Raw genomic sequence first — 15,387 nt, forward strand, 5'->3', positions numbered from 1 at the left:
GAGGAGACCATGAAAGGAAAAAGGATTGTATCATTTCTGCTTGTTATACTCATGGCGTCTGGTCTCCTGTCCGGCTGCAGGAGAGGAGAGCAGGTCAAGCAGGGAGAGTTTGGACTGTTTTACTTAAGTGCGGATAAGACGGAACTTGTGAGAATTGCCGGGGAAAAGAAAGACGGGTCAAAGGCGGAGCAGGTACAGTATGTGCTGGATGCACTGGAAAAACCGGCTGAAGAGTCAGAGGACTATCAGACCCCGTTTCAGAATGACGTGAGGGTGGAAGAGTTTGAGATCGACGGGAAACAGGTGGATCTTACTTTTAATGAGAAATACACATCTCTGGATGCCGCAGAAGAAGTGCTTTTGAGAGCGGCGGTTGTAAAATCACTGGTACAGATCTCCGGGATTGATTATGTCTCTTTTTATATCGGAGAGGAGCCTTTGATGGCGGCAGACAATACGCCGGTCGGCCTGATGAGTAACGAGGATTTTATACAGAATGTCGGATCTTCGCTCCACTCCTATCAGTCTACGTCACTGACGCTTTATTTCGCCAACAAAGACGGGGACAAACTGGTTAAGGAAACGGTAAATAATGTCCGGTACAACAGTAATATCTCCATGGAACGTCTGGTGATTGAGCAGCTGTTGAAGGGGCCGTCCTCTTCGGGAGCCTATGCAACGATTCCGGCCAATACCAAGATCTTGAGTGTATCCACAAGGGATCAGATCTGCTATGTCAATTTTGATCAGGAACTGATGAACATGAAATCCAATGTAAAGCCTGAGATCCTGATTTACTCGATCGTCAATTCGATTGTGGAGAGCGGGATGGCAGGCCAGGTACAGATTTCCATCAACGGTGAGAGTAATATCAACTTCGGCGAAAGCGTTCCGCTGGACCAGCCGCTGTCGAGAAATCTGGATCTTGTGGAAGGAGAAAAATAAAGATTGAAAAACAGGCCGCTTGCAGTAATGTGCCTTGTTTTTCTTGTGATCCGCTGTCTGGTCTTCTGGGCGGGAGCCAAATGGGAGTTCCCGCCGGAAGTACTGCGGATGGACGGAGAAAAGATCTGTGTGAGCGGGCGTATTTTTAAAAGAGAACAAAGGGAAAAGGGTCCGACATGGTATCTTCGTGCGGGAGACAGGGCGTATATCATCTACAGCTCCGAGTGGAGCGATTACAGGATCGGCAATACGATCATAGTCACAGGCACCTTTCATCTGTTTGAAAGGGCTTCTAATCCGGGAACATTCGATTCCCGGTCTTATTATCAGAATCAGAATATCTACGGAATGATCTTTCCGGAATCAATCAAAGTTACAGACAACACAATTCAATATGGAAAAGAATGGATTGCCTCTCTTCGGGAGCGGTGGAAGAAAGAACTTCTGGACAGAATGGGGGACGAGGGTGCGGTTTTAAGCGGAATTCTCCTGGGAGATAAAAGTGCCCTGGATCCGGAGGTGAAAGAGCTGTATCAGAAAAACGGAATTGCTCATCTTCTGGCGGTCTCGGGGCTTCATGTGTCCTTTATCGGTCTTTTGATTTACCGGACAATGCGAAAGGCGGGAGTCCCGTTTTCTGGAAGCGCCGCCCTGGGTATACTTGTTTTGCTCCCGTATGCGGTGATGACGGGATTCAGTGTCTCGGCAAGAAGAGCAGTTTACATGTATTTTATCCGGATGGGAGCAGAGGTGACGGGAAGAGTCTATGACCTTTTGACAAGCCTTGTCGTTTCCGCTGCTGTGATTGTGGGGACAGCGCCTCTTTCCGTATTTGATCCGGGATTTCTCCTCTCGTTTGGTGCGATCTTTGCCATCTGGGGAGGGGAAGAGCTGCGAATCCGGTTGGAGGAACTGAAAGAAAAGGAAAGAAAAAAAGAGAAAACTCCTGGAATAAAAAGGAAGAAAACCATCCGGCAGAAACTGCTTTGGGCAGTGTATCCGGGGCTGTGCATTCAGCTTCTGACCTTTCCTGTCCTTCTTTCTTCCTATTATGAATTTCCGCTGTACTCGGTCCTTGTGAATATCTGGGTAATTCCGATGATGTCGGTTGTCATGGGAGCCGGTCTTTTGGGAAGCATCTGCTGTCTGGTGCTGCCCCCTCTTGCGGATGTCATTCTCTGGATCAGTAAGGCGGTTCTGATGTTTTACGAATGGAACTGCCGGATCATGCTGAAACTGCCTTTTGCAAGAATTGTCACCGGAAAGCCGGATACAATCCAGATTCTTCTCTATCTGTTTTTGCTGATGCTGGTATATCTGCTGTTCCGAAAAGGAAAGGGAAAATCGGGGATGTCCGCCCTTATATTTGCACTGACTCTGCTTCTTGGCCCATGGAGCCAGCATTACGGAGAGCTGAAAGTCACCATGATAGACGTGGGTCAGGGGGATGGGATTTTGATCCGGATGCCGGGAGGACTGGACTGTCTGGTAGACGGAGGAAGCACATCGGAAGAGATGCTGGCAAAATACACGCTGGAGCCGTTTCTGGAAAGCAAGAGAATCCGGATGTTGGATTATGTCCTGATTTCCCATGGGGATACGGATCACATCAGCGGGATACAGGAAATGCTGGAGCGCCAGGAGGTGGGCGTCGGCATCCGGACACTGGTTCTGCCCGAGCAGCATCTGTGGGATGAAGGTCTTGAAAATCTGGCACGGACCGCAAAAAGAGCAGGGACAAAAGTGCGGACCATGAAAGCGGGGGAAGCAATCCGGGACAGGGCAGGGACAGAGCTTTCCTGTCTTGGCCCTTCCGAAGAATATGGAGGAGAACCGGGAAATGAAGCATCCATGATTTTAAAACTTTCCAGCGGGAAGTTTTCCATGCTCTTTACCGGGGATCTGGAAGGAGCAGGAGAAGAAGACTTCTTACAGGGAGAAAGCGGTTCAGGAACCTATACCGTACTGAAAGTTCCCCATCACGGTTCTGACGGAGCAGCGACAGAAGCGTTTTTAGAACAGAACAATGCAAGGTATGCACTGATTTCTGCGGGAAAAGACAATCCATACGGACATCCGGGAGAAAAGCTTCTGAAACGTCTGGAAACCTGTGGAATCCAGACATTCTGTACAAAAGAGGACGGAGCCATCACATTGCTGGTCAAAGGGGAGACAATGACCATCCGAAAATTTTTGGAATAGGGTGTTTACGGAAAAACATGTTCTATGCTAGAATAGCGGTATGAAAAGTTTAAATGAAGATCTCAAAACAGGACAATTTAAACAGGTATATCTTTTGTACGGTGAGGAGAGCTATCTCAAAAAGCAGTATAAGGACAGGCTTTCCAAGGCGATGCTCCCCGAAGGGGATACGATGAACTATGCGTATTACGAGGGGAAGGGAACGGATGTCAGACAGGTCATCGATCTTGCCGAGACGCTTCCGTTCTTCGCCCCGCGACGACTGATTGTGATGGAGGACACCGGATTTTTCAAAGGCGCCTCTCCGGAGCTTGCGGAGTATATCCGCAGCATGCCGGAGACGACGTGCTTTCTTTTTGTGGAGAGCGAAGTGGACAAGCGGGGAAAGCTATACAAGGCGGTAAAGGAAAAAGGGCGCATTGTGGAGATGACCAGACAGGACGGCAATACTTTGCAGAAATGGGTACTCTCCATGGTGAAGAAGGAAGGACGGCAGATTACCCAGTCGACGGTCCGGTATTTTCTCACGAAAGTCGGGGAAGATATGGAAAATATCCACGGCGAGCTTGAGAAGCTGTTCTGCTATACTCTTGGGAAACAGGAGATTACCATTCATGATATAGAAGAAATCTGTACGACCCACATAGACAACAAGATTTTCGACATGGTCAATGCCGTGGCAGATCAGAAGCAGAAGCAGGCGCTGATGTATTATTATGATCTGCTGGCCTTAAAAGAGCCGCCGATGCGGATTCTCTTTCTGATGACACGGCAGTTCCGTATTCTGCTGGAAGTATCTGAGATGAACAGACGGGGATACGGGAAAAAAGAGATCAGTGAAAATGTCAAGGTTCCGCCGTTTGCGGTGGGACGCTATCTGGCACAGGCACAGAAGTTTTCTCCTTCCAGTCTTCGGCAGATTCTGGAGGACTGTGCTTCGACAGAAGAGGAGGTCAAGACAGGAAGGCTTGCCGATACAATGGCGGTGGAGCTTCTGATTGTACAATACAGTAGTTAATATAAGATACAGCAGTTATAATGAGTTGATTGGAGGATTTTACATTGTCAGTAATTGATCAAAAACATATACGGAATTTCTGCATCATTGCCCATATCGACCATGGGAAGTCGACGCTTGCGGACCGGATCATTGAAGATACCGGACTTCTGACAAGCAGGGAGATGCAGTCCCAGGTACTGGATAATATGGATCTGGAACGGGAAAGAGGAATCACAATCAAGGCACAGACAGTCCGCACAGTCTACAAGGCAAAGGACGGGGAGGAATACGTTTTCAACCTGATTGACACGCCGGGACATGTGGACTTTAACTATGAGGTATCCAGAAGCCTTGCGGCCTGCGACGGGGCAATTCTCGTGGTGGACGCGGCACAGGGCGTGGAAGCACAGACGCTTGCAAATGTCTATCTGGCACTGGATCACGATCTGGATGTTTTTCCGGTAATCAATAAGGTCGATCTGCCGAGTGCGGATCCGGACCGTGTGGCAGAAGAAATTGAAGACGTCATCGGAATTGAAGCCACAGACGCACCGCGGATCTCCGCCAAGACCGGACTGAATATCGACCAGGTGCTCGAAGAGATCGTGCATAAGATTCCGGCACCGGAAGGAGATCCGGAGGCCCCGCTTCAGGCACTGATCTTTGATTCGGTCTATGATTCCTATAAAGGAGTCATCGTATTCTGCCGGATCAAAGAAGGAACCGTAAAAAAAGGAACCAAAATCCAGATGATGGCAACCGGGGCAAAAGAAGAGGTTGTAGAAGTCGGCTACTTCGGAGCCGGACGCTTTATTCCATGTGACGAACTGAGCGCAGGAATGGTCGGCTATATCACCGCCAGCATCAAAAATGTAAAAGACGCCAGAGTCGGCGATACCGTTACAGACGCAGATCGTCCGTGCGACGAGCCGCTTCCGGGATATAAGAAAGTCAACCCGATGGTATACTGCGGTATGTACCCGGCAGACGGAGCCAAGTACCCGGATCTCCGGGATGCCCTTGAGAAGCTTCAGCTAAACGACGCTTCCCTTCAGTTTGAGCCGGAGACGTCCATTGCACTCGGATTCGGATTCCGCTGCGGATTTTTAGGACTGCTTCATCTGGAAATTATCCAGGAGCGTCTGGAGAGAGAATACAATCTGGATCTCGTCACAACCGCACCAAGCGTTATCTATAAAGTCCACAAGACTAACGGCGAAGTCATCGAACTTACAAATCCGTCCAACCTGCCGGAGCCAAGTGAGATCGACTACATGGAAGAGCCGATGGTCAAAGCGGAGATCATGGTAACCTCCGAATTCATCGGGGCAATCATGGACCTCTGTCAGGAACGAAGAGGAGAATACCAGGGAATGGAATACATCGAAGCGACCAGAGCGGTCCTTCACTACCACCTGCCGCTCAATGAGATCATCTACGATTTCTTTGACGCCCTGAAATCCAGATCCAGAGGATACGCATCCTTCGACTATGAGATGCTCGGATACAAACAGTCCTCCCTCGTGAAACTCGACATTCTTGTCAATAAAGAAGAGGTGGATGCCCTTTCCTTCATCGTTTTTGAGGGAAGCGCCTACGACAGAGGACGCAAGATGTGCGAAAAATTAAAAGAAGAAATTCCAAGACAGCTGTTTGAGATTCCGATCCAGGCAGCCATCGGCGGAAAGATCATCGCAAGAGAAACAGTAAAAGCACTCAGAAAAGACGTCCTTGCAAAATGTTATGGAGGAGATATCTCCCGAAAACGGAAACTCCTCGAAAAACAGAAAGAAGGAAAGAAACGAATGCGCCAGGTAGGAAACGTAGAGATCCCACAGAAAGCATTCATGAGCGTACTGAAACTCGACGACAAATAGTCAGAATTTTCTAATTTTTTTCATTGGGGACGTGTACCGATGCACAGGTACACGTCCCCAATAATGATTATGAAATGAGGATAAATAGATGAAACAAGAACTGGAAATATATATTCATATACCTTTCTGTGTGCAGAAATGTGCGTATTGTGATTTCCTGTCCGGCCCTGCCGGAAAGGAAGAACAGGAAGCGTATGTCCGGGCTCTTCGGAGGGAGATCAGTACTGCTTCGAAAATGGCAGAGGAATATGAAGTCAGCACCGTCTTTCTGGGAGGCGGTACGCCGTCGATTCTGCCGCCGGAGGCAGTTGACGGGATTCTCAGGACGGTGAGGGAATCATTTTCGCTTTCTCCGAATGCGGAGATTACTATGGAACTCAATCCGGGGACTGATGGAAAAGAGAAGATGGAGGCTTATAGAAAGGCCGGGATCAACCGTTTGAGTATCGGGTTACAGTCTGCGGATGACCAGGAGCTCCATACTCTTGGAAGAATTCATACATGGCAGGATTTCCGAAATACGTATGAAGCGGCGAGAAAGGCAGGTTTTGCCAATATTAATATCGATCTGATGTCTGCAATTCCGGGTCAGACACTGAAAAGTTATGAGAAGACACTGGAACGGGTATGCAGTCTTTGTCCGGAGCATATCTCGGCGTACAGTCTGATTCTGGAGGAAGGAACGCTGTTTTGGGATTGGTATGAAAAGACGGATCATCCAAAGGACCATCCGCCCCTGCCGGATGAGGAGACTGAGCGGCAGATGTATGAGCGGACAAAAGAGATTCTGCAAGGATACGGATATGAACGGTACGAAATTTCCAATTACGCAAAGAAAGGGAAAGAATGCAGACACAATATCGGTTATTGGAGAAGAATTCCGTATCTGGGATTTGGAGTCGGGGCAGCCTCTCTTTTTGAAGAGCAGAGGTGGAGTAATCTCCGGGACAGGAAGAAATATGTGGAAATCTGGAGTGAAAACGAGCCGAAAGAAGCGCTGCTTCTGACAAGGGAAGAAGTGCAGAAACTATCCGGGCGGGAAGCTCAGGAAGAGACGATGTTTCTGGGGCTTAGAATGATGGAAGGTGTTTCCGAAGCAGAGTTTGCGGCGCGGTTTCACCATACGGTGGAAGAAATTTATGGAGATGAGATCCGGGAACTGGAACAGGAGCATCTCATGCAAAGAAAGCAGGGGCGTATTGCCTTGACAGACCATGGAATTGATGTGAGCAATTATGTGATGGCCTGCTTTCTGAAGGAAGAGGAGGAAGAAATATGATCAATTTGATTCTGGCAATTCTCTGCAGCGCAGGAGTTTCGGTTTTTATGCGTGCAAGCGAGACGTACTGCCGGGGAAAATACGGCATTCTGCTGATGAACTACGCAGTCTGTGTTATTGCAGGACTTTTGACAACGGGGAAAAACCTGGGGCATGTCGGGGAAAACGGCACTATGACGGCGGTAGGATTTGGTATTGGCACGGGCCTTCTTTACTGCGGATCCTTTATTCTTCTGCAGTGGAATGTGCGGAAAAACGGCGTTATCCTGTCCTCTACCTTTATGAAGCTTGGCGTGATCGTCCCGTCCGCGCTTGCAGTCCTCTGGTTTGGAGAAAAACCGGGATGGAACCAGGGAATCGGACTTCTGATTGCGGTGGTTGCCATTTTGCTCATCAATCTGGAGAAAGGAGCGGTCCGGACGGGAGGAAGCTCCAAGGCCGGACTTGTACTTCTTTTACTTGGCGGAGGCCTGGGAGATGCCATGGCCAAGTTTTATGACGCATACGGGAAAACATCCTTTGGAAGCTTTTTCCTGATGCTTTCCTTTCTTGTTTCCGGAGTAATCAGTGGTCTGCTTGTTGCACGAAACAGGGAGCGGATTACAAAAAATGAAATTCTATTTGGAGTTCTCATTGGAATTCCAAATTATTTTTCGGCCCGGTTTCTGCTGTGGGCACTGGCCGATGTCCCTGCGGTCATTGCCTATCCGACCTATAGCATTGCGGCGATGGCGGTAATAGGAGTAGCAGGAGTGATCCTTTTCAAAGAGAAACTTACGAAAAGGCAGTGGGTAGCGTATGGAATGATAATCCTTGCTGTGGGACTTCTGAATATGTAGAAAGACACAAAAAAGATACAGAATCGGTGTTGACAAATGTGTGCGGGAGTGCTAAATTAGTAAACGTAGATATTAGCACTCGAAATAAATGAGTGCTAATAAGACGGAAGGAGGATCTGAATGGAATTAATCCGGGAACTGAGTGAAAGAAAACTGAAGATATTAAAAGCAGTCATTCAGAACTATCTGGAGACAGGTGAGCCGGTTGGTTCCAGAACAATTTCCAAGTACACCGATCTGAATTTAAGTTCCGCTACAATCCGGAATGAGATGGCGGATCTGGAAGAACTTGGATATATTTTTCAGCCTCATACGTCTGCAGGACGTATTCCGTCTGACAAGGGATATCGGCTTTATGTCGATATGCTCATGCAGGATAAAGAGCAGGAAGTGACGGAAATCAAGGAACAGATGCTTCAGAAGGCGGATAAGATGGATCAGCTTTTGAAACAGGCGGCGAAAGTACTGGCTAACAATACAAATTACGCCACGATGGTATCCGCGCCTGTCAGCATGAAAAACCGGCTGAAATTTATTCAGCTTTCCCAGGTTGATGAGGAACAGTTGATCGCAGTCATTGTGCTGGAAGGAAACATTGTCAAGAACCAGATCATCCGGGTTGACCAGGATCTGGGAAGCGAGACGCTTCTAAAGCTGAACATGCTTTTGAATACGACGCTGAACGGCATGTCCATCGATCAGATTACACTGGGACTGATTGCCAAGCTCAAAGAACAGGCAGGCATTCACAGCGGAGTGATCAGCGATGTGCTGGATGCGGTAGGCAATGTGATTCAGCTCGATCAGGACATGGAGATCTATACAAGCGGAGCCACCAACATTTTCCGTTATCCGGAATTATCCGACAAGCAAAGCGCACAGGAAATCATCAGTGCCTTTGAGGAAAAACAGCAGCTTTCGGAACTTGTCACCCAGACACTTTCCAGTGACACTAAGGGAATACAGGTTTATATCGGAAATGAGACTCCGGTACAGAACATGAAGGACTGCAGTATTGTGACAGCAACCTATGAATTAGGAGAAGGCATGCAGGGAACGATAGGGATTATCGGACCGAAGCGTATGGACTATGAACATGTCATGGACACACTGAAAACACTGCAGACTGAGCTGGATACGATATTTCACAAAAAAGAATAGAGCAAAAGCAGAAAGGTGGTATCCTGGTGGGAGAAAGTAAGAATCAGGAAGAAATGGTAAAAGAGGCCGTAGAAGAAGCGAAAAAGCAGGCTGAGCAAAACGGTGAGATTCCTGTAGAGGATGAAACCGCACAGGATGAAGCGGAAGAGACCGGCGCGCCGGAAAGCACAGACGGCCAGGAAGCTTCGGACGACGGCAAAGAAAAGAAGGGATTCTTTAAAAGAAAGAATAAAAAGGATCCAAAAGATGAGAAGATCGAAGATCTGACCGATAAGCTGACACGCCAGATGGCGGAGTTTGACAATTACAGAAAGCGTACTGAAAAAGAAAAATCGGCCATGTATGAGATTGGAGCAAAGGACATCATTGAGAAGATCCTGCCTGTTATCGATAATTTCGAGAGAGGGTTCCAGAGCGTTGAAGACGGAAAGAAAGACGATCCGTTTGTAGACGGCATGGATAAAGTATATAGACAGCTTATGAAGACGCTGGAAGACGCAGGCGTCAAGCAGATCGAGGCCCTGGGACAGGAATTCAATCCGGACTTTCATAATGCGGTGATGCATGTGGAAGACGAAGAAGCCGGTGAGAATATTATCGTGGAGGAATTCCAGAAAGGGTATATGTACCGTGACAGTGTGGTAAGACACAGCATGGTAAAAGTAGCTAATTAAGAAAAATGAAATAAATCAGGAGGAATGCATTATGGGCAAAATTATTGGTATTGACTTAGGTACAACAAACAGTTGTGTTGCTGTAATGGAAGGTGGACAGCCGACCGTTATCGCAAATACAGAAGGCGCAAGAACGACTCCATCTGTAGTCGCATTTACAAAGAACGGAGAACGTCTTGTAGGTGAACCTGCAAAACGTCAGGCAGTTACAAATGCAGACAAAACAATTTCTTCCATCAAAAGGAAGATGGGAACAAATGAGAAAGTAAACATCGACGGAAAACAGTATTCTCCGCAGGAGATTTCTGCAATGATCCTTCAGAAACTGAAAGCAGACGCAGAAGGATACCTTGGTGAGAAAGTGACAGAAGCAGTTATTACAGTGCCTGCTTACTTTAATGATGCACAGCGTCAGGCAACAAAGGATGCCGGTAAAATCGCAGGACTGGATGTAAAACGTATCATCAACGAGCCTACAGCAGCAGCACTTGCTTACGGACTTGACAATGAAAAAGAACAGAAGATCATGGTATACGACCTTGGCGGCGGTACATTCGACGTTTCCATCATCGATATCGGAGACGGTGTTATCGAAGTACTTTCCACAGCCGGAAACAACAGACTTGGCGGTGACGACTTCGACCAGAAGATCACAGACTACATGCTGGCTGATTTCAAGGCAAAAGAAGGCGTAGACCTTTCTAATGACAAGATGGCTCTTCAGAGATTAAAAGAAGCGGCAGAAAAAGCAAAGAAAGAACTTTCTTCCGCTACAACAACCAATATCAACCTTCCGTTCATCACAGCAACATCTGAAGGACCGAAACATTTTGATATGGATCTGACAAGAGCAAAATTTGATGAACTGACAAGCGATCTGGTAGAAAAGACAGCAGAGCCTGTTCAGAGAGCGCTTTCTGACGCAGGACTTCGTCCGTCAGATCTTGGCCAGGTACTTCTGGTAGGTGGTTCTACACGTATTCCGGCTGTACAGGATAAAGTAAGACAGCTGACAGGAAAAGAGCCAAGCAAATCTCTGAATCCGGATGAATGTGTTGCACTTGGTGCTTCCATCCAGGGTGGTAAACTTGCCGGAGAAGCAGGCGCAGGCGACATCCTTCTTCTTGATGTTACACCACTGTCACTTTCCATCGAAACAATGGGTGGTGTTGCAACAAGGCTGATTGAAAGAAATACAACAATCCCGACAAAGAAGAGCCAGATCTTCTCTACAGCTGCAGACAACCAGACAGCAGTAGATATCAATGTTGTACAGGGTGAAAGACAGTTCGCAAGAGACAACAAGTCCCTCGGACAGTTCAGACTGGATGGAATTCCGCCGGCACCACGTGGAATCCCGCAGATTGAAGTAACATTCGATATCGATGCAAATGGTATTGTAAATGTATCTGCAAAAGACCTTGGAACAGGAAAAGAACAGCACATCACAATTACAGCAGGTTCCAACATGTCTGATGAAGATATCGACAGAGCAGTTAAAGAAGCAGCAGAATTTGAAGCGGCAGACAAGAAGAGAAAAGAAGCTGTTGATACAAAGAATGAGGCAGATGCGATTGTATTCCAGACAGAAAAAGCACTTAAAGATGTTGGAGACAAGATCGATGCAGCCGGAAAATCAGCAGTAGAGGCTGATATTCAGGCTCTTAAGGATATCCTTGCAAAATATCCGAATGCAGAAGAAATGACAGAAGCGAATATCGCTGAAATCAAAGCTGCAAAAGAGAAACTGATGACAAGTTCTCAGGAACTTTTCACAAAGATGTATGAGCAGGCAAATCCACAGGGCGGTGCTCAGGGAGCAGGACCTCAGGGTGGAAATGCACAGTCAGGACCGGCACCGGAAGGATATGACGATGTCGTAGACGGAGACTATAAAGAAGTATAATCCTGCCGGATAACAGGCAGAACACAGAGATTGCGCCCGGCGCAATCTCTGTGCGTGTGTGGATTCCGGCTTGATCCGGGGTCCCCGATACCGAAATGTAGGATACGCGGCAGCGCCTACTGTATAGAAAGGGAAGGTAACGATTATGGCAGAGGCAAAGAGAGACTACTATGAAGTCCTGGGAGTATCCAGAGATGCCGATGACGCAACACTGAAAAAAGCATACCGTCAGCTTGCGAAAAAATATCATCCGGATATGAATCCAGGAGATGCGGAAGCAGAAAGAAAGTTCAAAGAAGCTTCTGAAGCGTATGCTGTATTAAGTGATCCGGATAAGCGCCGTCAGTATGATCAGTTTGGTCATGCGGCATTTGAAGGCGGCGGTGCAGGCGGTGCAGGCGGATTCGGCGGCTTTGATTTCAGCGGTGCGGATTTCAGCGATATTTTCGGTGATATTTTCGGAGACTTTTTCGGCGGCGGAAGAAGAAGCGGCCGCACCAGTAACGGCCCGATGAAGGGTATGAATATCCGGAAAGGAGTCCGGATCACCTTTGAAGAGGCTGTGTTCGGCTGTGAAAAGGAAATTGAGATCGTTCTGAAAGATCCATGTGAGAAATGTCAGGGAACAGGAGCAAAACCGGGAACCAGTCCGGAGACGTGTCCGAGATGTGGCGGCAGAGGCCAGGTTGTCTACACCTCACAGTCTTTCTTTGGAACGGTGCAGAATGTACAGACATGTCCGGACTGTCATGGCTCCGGAAAGATTATTCGTGAAAAGTGTCCGGACTGCGCAGGAACCGGTTATATCTCAAGCAAGAAAACCATTCAGGTATCAATTCCGGCCGGAATCGACAATGGACAGAGTGTCAGAATACGGGACAAAGGTGAGCCGGGTACCAATGGAGGACCAAGAGGAGATCTGCTTGTGGAAGTAACGGTATCCAGACATCCGATCTTCCAGAGACAGGACATGAATATTTTCTCCACAGCGCCGATTTCATTTGCACAGGCAGCCCTCGGTGGAGATGTGCGCATCAAGACGGTGGATGGGGAAGTCATTTATACTGTTAAACCTGGAACAAAGACAGATACGAAGGTAAGACTGAAAGGCAAAGGAGTACCGTCCGTGCGGAATCCAAAGGTGAGGGGAGACCAGTACGTCACCCTTGTGATCCAGACACCGGAAAAATTAAGTCCGGAAGCAAAGGAAGCACTCAAACGGTTTGACGCTCTTTCAGGCAATTCCCTGAATCAGCCGGAACCGGAAAAAGAAAAACCGGAGAAACTGAAGAAAAAAGGCTTTATGGACAAATTAAAAGAGACCTTCGAGGAGAGGGACGATTAAGAAAACATACAGCTGCGGGGAGAAGCAACCCGCAGCTTTTTTTTCTGCTGAAAACCCGTTCGGAAGATTTTCTGAAAACCTATTGACAGGGCTTGCAATTCTATGTATAGTTAAAACGGAATGTATGAATAATTGCTCATATGTTTTAATAAAATACCGGAATTCCAGGATTGAGACAAATGCCAGGATCCGGAATGGTTATACAGGCTGGCAGTGGGAAGCACAGGCCTGCCGGAAGGGAAAAGGAAAATGACGAAAAAGCAGAAAAAGATGCTGGTAAGAATTGCTGTGGCATTTCTTCTCTATGCAGTACTCTTGATTCTTAAAGAGACAGGAACTGTGAAAGGAATGAAAGAATTTCCGAAAGGATTTCTTCTTTATCTGATTCCATATCTGGTAATAGGCTGGGATATTTTGTGGAAGGCAGCCAGAAATATCCGGAACGGACAGATTTTTGATGAAAACTTTCTTATGACGCTTGCTACTTTCGGGGCATTTGGAGTAGGTGAATATGCGGAAGCGGTTGCCGTCATGCTCTTTTATCAGGTAGGGGAATGGTTCCAGAGCTATGCGGTGAACCGTTCAAGGGCATCGATCGCGGAACTGATGGATATTTGTCCGGAGTATGCCAACATGGAGGAGGATGGACAGCTTGTCCAGGTCGATCCGTATGATGTTCAGACTGGAAGTGTGATTATCATTAAACCGGGTGAGCGGATTCCGCTTGACGGAGTGGTGGTGGATGGAACTTCTATGATCGATACATCCGCATTGACAGGAGAATCGGTTCCAAGGAAAGTGACTCCGGGATCCGATATCATCAGCGGATGTATTAACGGAAACGGTATCCTCCATGTACGTGTGACAAAAGAGTTTGAGAATTCTACAGTTTCCAAGATTCTGGAGATGGTGGAAAATGCCAGCAGCAAGAAGGCAAAAGTGGAAAACTTCATTACCAGATTCGCAAAGTATTATACTCCGGTAGTTGTCATTGCGGCAGTGATTCTTGCGATTCTCCCTCCAGTCGTTCTGGGAGGAGGATGGAGTAACTGGATCCAGAGGGCGTGTATCTTTCTCGTGATTTCGTGTCCGTGTGCTTTGGTAATCTCTGTACCGCTCAGTTTTTTTGGTGGTATCGGGGCTGCATCCAAGGCCGGGGTACTTGTGAAAGGAAGCAATTATCTGGAAGCGATGGCGGATGTGGAGACAGTTGTTTTTGACAAGACCGGAACACTGACAAAAGGGGAATTCAAGGTGACTGAGGTTCTCCCGGAGCAGAAGAAAAGGGAGCTTTTAACCCTTGCCTACGCGGCGGAAGCGTATTCCGATCACCCTATTGCCCAGTCCATACGGGAAGCATATCTGGAAGAAAAAAAGGATGTAACGCCGGAAAAGATCAGTGATGCAAAAGAAATCTCAGGATGCGGGATCTGTGCCGTTTACCGGGGAAAAGAGCTTCTTGCCGGAAACGGGAAGCTGATGCAGACATATGGGATCTCGTTTGAGCCGTACCGGGGTATCGGAACGGTTGTATATCTCGCATTGGACGGAAAATTTGAAGGAACAGTTGTAATTTCCGATACGATCAAAGAGCAGGCGCCGGAGACAATCCGCCTTCTCAAACAGTCCGGCGTGAAAAAGACCGTGATGTTAACCGGAGATAAAAAAGAGGCCGGGGAGGAAGCGGCAAAAGAGCTGGGAATCGATGAAGTCTATACAGAACTACTGCCGGGAGATAAGGTAGAACTGGTGGAACAGCTTCTTGACGAGATGAGCGGCAGTGGAGAAAAAAGAGCAAAACTTGCCTTTGTCGGGGACGGTATCAATGATGCTCCGGTTCTTGGAAGGGCAGATGTGGGAATTGCCATGGGAAGCATGGGATCAGATGCGGCCATTGAGGCGGCGGACATTGTCCTGATGGATGATGATACGGCCAAAATCGCGAAGATTACGGCGATTGCCAGAAAGACCATTCGGATTGTCCGCCAGAATATTGTATTTGCTCTCGCGGTGAAGGCGCTCGTGCTGGTTCTGGGCGCATTTGGAATGGCCAATATGTGGGAAGCGGTTTTTGCCGATGTCGGAGTTGCAGTCATCGCAATCCTTAATGCCATGCGGGCGCTGAAGACAGACGGCAGTAAATAGGAAAAAGATGTTGT

General features: G+C 47.8%; 11 protein-coding genes. All 11 read left to right on the forward strand.

Annotation, left to right across the window (positions count from 1 at the left end; genetic code table 11):
* Window positions 1-9: 9 nt before the first annotated feature.
* The 11 genes from FGQ85_RS04395 (at window position 10) to FGQ85_RS04445 (ending at window position 15,373) form a co-directional block, all read left to right on the forward strand.
* Window positions 10-945 carry a GerMN domain-containing protein gene (locus FGQ85_RS04395; protein ID WP_087167388.1) on the forward strand — a complete coding sequence of 312 codons (936 nt, stop codon included), beginning with the start codon at window positions 10-12 and terminating at the stop codon, window positions 943-945.
* Window positions 946-948: 3 nt separating this feature from the next.
* Entirely contained in the window at window positions 949-3,147 is a 2,199-nt protein-coding gene (locus tag FGQ85_RS04400; RefSeq protein WP_138372776.1) for a DNA internalization-related competence protein ComEC/Rec2, read from the forward strand.
* Between the two features lie 40 nt (window positions 3,148-3,187).
* Window positions 3,188-4,165, forward strand: coding sequence for a DNA polymerase III subunit delta (gene holA, locus FGQ85_RS04405; protein ID WP_087252997.1), 978 nt, complete (start codon window positions 3,188-3,190; stop codon window positions 4,163-4,165).
* Window positions 4,166-4,209: 44 nt separating this feature from the next.
* Entirely contained in the window at window positions 4,210-6,024 is a 1,815-nt protein-coding gene (gene lepA / locus FGQ85_RS04410) for a translation elongation factor 4 (protein WP_087167385.1), read from the forward strand.
* A gap of 88 nt (window positions 6,025-6,112) precedes the next feature.
* Window positions 6,113-7,303 carry a radical SAM family heme chaperone HemW gene (hemW, locus tag FGQ85_RS04415; protein WP_138372777.1) on the forward strand — a complete coding sequence of 397 codons (1,191 nt, stop codon included), beginning with the start codon at window positions 6,113-6,115 and terminating at the stop codon, window positions 7,301-7,303.
* Window positions 7,300-8,142, forward strand: a complete 843-nt coding sequence (locus FGQ85_RS04420) for an EamA family transporter (protein WP_138372778.1) — start codon at window positions 7,300-7,302, stop codon at window positions 8,140-8,142. The genes hemW and FGQ85_RS04420 overlap by 4 nt, the downstream gene beginning before the upstream one ends.
* A 120-nt stretch (window positions 8,143-8,262) precedes the next feature.
* On the forward strand, window positions 8,263-9,303 hold the full coding sequence (gene hrcA, locus FGQ85_RS04425; RefSeq protein WP_087167382.1) for a heat-inducible transcriptional repressor HrcA: 1,041 nt from the start codon (window positions 8,263-8,265) through the stop codon (window positions 9,301-9,303).
* A 23-nt stretch (window positions 9,304-9,326) separates the two neighbouring features.
* Window positions 9,327-9,977: a nucleotide exchange factor GrpE gene (gene grpE, locus FGQ85_RS04430; RefSeq protein ID WP_343215492.1), complete on the forward strand. Its 651-nt coding sequence runs from the start codon at window positions 9,327-9,329 to the stop codon at window positions 9,975-9,977.
* A 31-nt stretch (window positions 9,978-10,008) separates the two neighbouring features.
* On the forward strand, window positions 10,009-11,883 hold the full coding sequence (gene dnaK / locus FGQ85_RS04435; RefSeq protein WP_087167381.1) for a molecular chaperone DnaK: 1,875 nt from the start codon (window positions 10,009-10,011) through the stop codon (window positions 11,881-11,883).
* A 145-nt stretch (window positions 11,884-12,028) separates the two neighbouring features.
* Window positions 12,029-13,228: a molecular chaperone DnaJ gene (gene dnaJ / locus FGQ85_RS04440; RefSeq protein ID WP_138372779.1), complete on the forward strand. Its 1,200-nt coding sequence runs from the start codon at window positions 12,029-12,031 to the stop codon at window positions 13,226-13,228.
* Between the two features lie 249 nt (window positions 13,229-13,477).
* The gene (locus tag FGQ85_RS04445; RefSeq protein ID WP_087167379.1) at window positions 13,478-15,373 is read left to right on the forward strand and encodes a heavy metal translocating P-type ATPase; all 1,896 of its coding nucleotides are present in this window, start codon (window positions 13,478-13,480) and stop codon (window positions 15,371-15,373) included.
* The last annotated feature ends 14 nt before the right edge of the window (window positions 15,374-15,387 follow it).

Origin of the sequence: Pseudoflavonifractor sp. BSD2780061688st1 E11 (assembly GCF_005844125.1) — a bacterium.
GTDB lineage: Bacteria > Bacillota > Clostridia > Lachnospirales > Lachnospiraceae > Sellimonas > Sellimonas catena.

Bases quoted from the DNA above. Each gene is read 5' to 3' on its own strand.
- FGQ85_RS04395 (WP_087167388.1), top strand. From the start codon at position 10: ATGAAAGGAAAAAGGATTGTATCATTTCTGCTTGTTATACTCATGGCG.
- holA (WP_087252997.1), top strand. From the start codon at position 3,188: ATGAAAAGTTTAAATGAAGATCTCAAAACAGGACAATTTAAACAGGTA.
- hemW (WP_138372777.1), top strand. From the start codon at position 6,113: ATGAAACAAGAACTGGAAATATATATTCATATACCTTTCTGTGTGCAG.
- FGQ85_RS04420 (WP_138372778.1), top strand. From the start codon at position 7,300: ATGATCAATTTGATTCTGGCAATTCTCTGCAGCGCAGGAGTTTCGGTT.
- hrcA (WP_087167382.1), top strand. From the start codon at position 8,263: ATGGAATTAATCCGGGAACTGAGTGAAAGAAAACTGAAGATATTAAAA.
- dnaK (WP_087167381.1), top strand. From the start codon at position 10,009: ATGGGCAAAATTATTGGTATTGACTTAGGTACAACAAACAGTTGTGTT.
- dnaJ (WP_138372779.1), top strand. From the start codon at position 12,029: ATGGCAGAGGCAAAGAGAGACTACTATGAAGTCCTGGGAGTATCCAGA.
- FGQ85_RS04445 (WP_087167379.1), top strand. From the start codon at position 13,478: ATGACGAAAAAGCAGAAAAAGATGCTGGTAAGAATTGCTGTGGCATTT.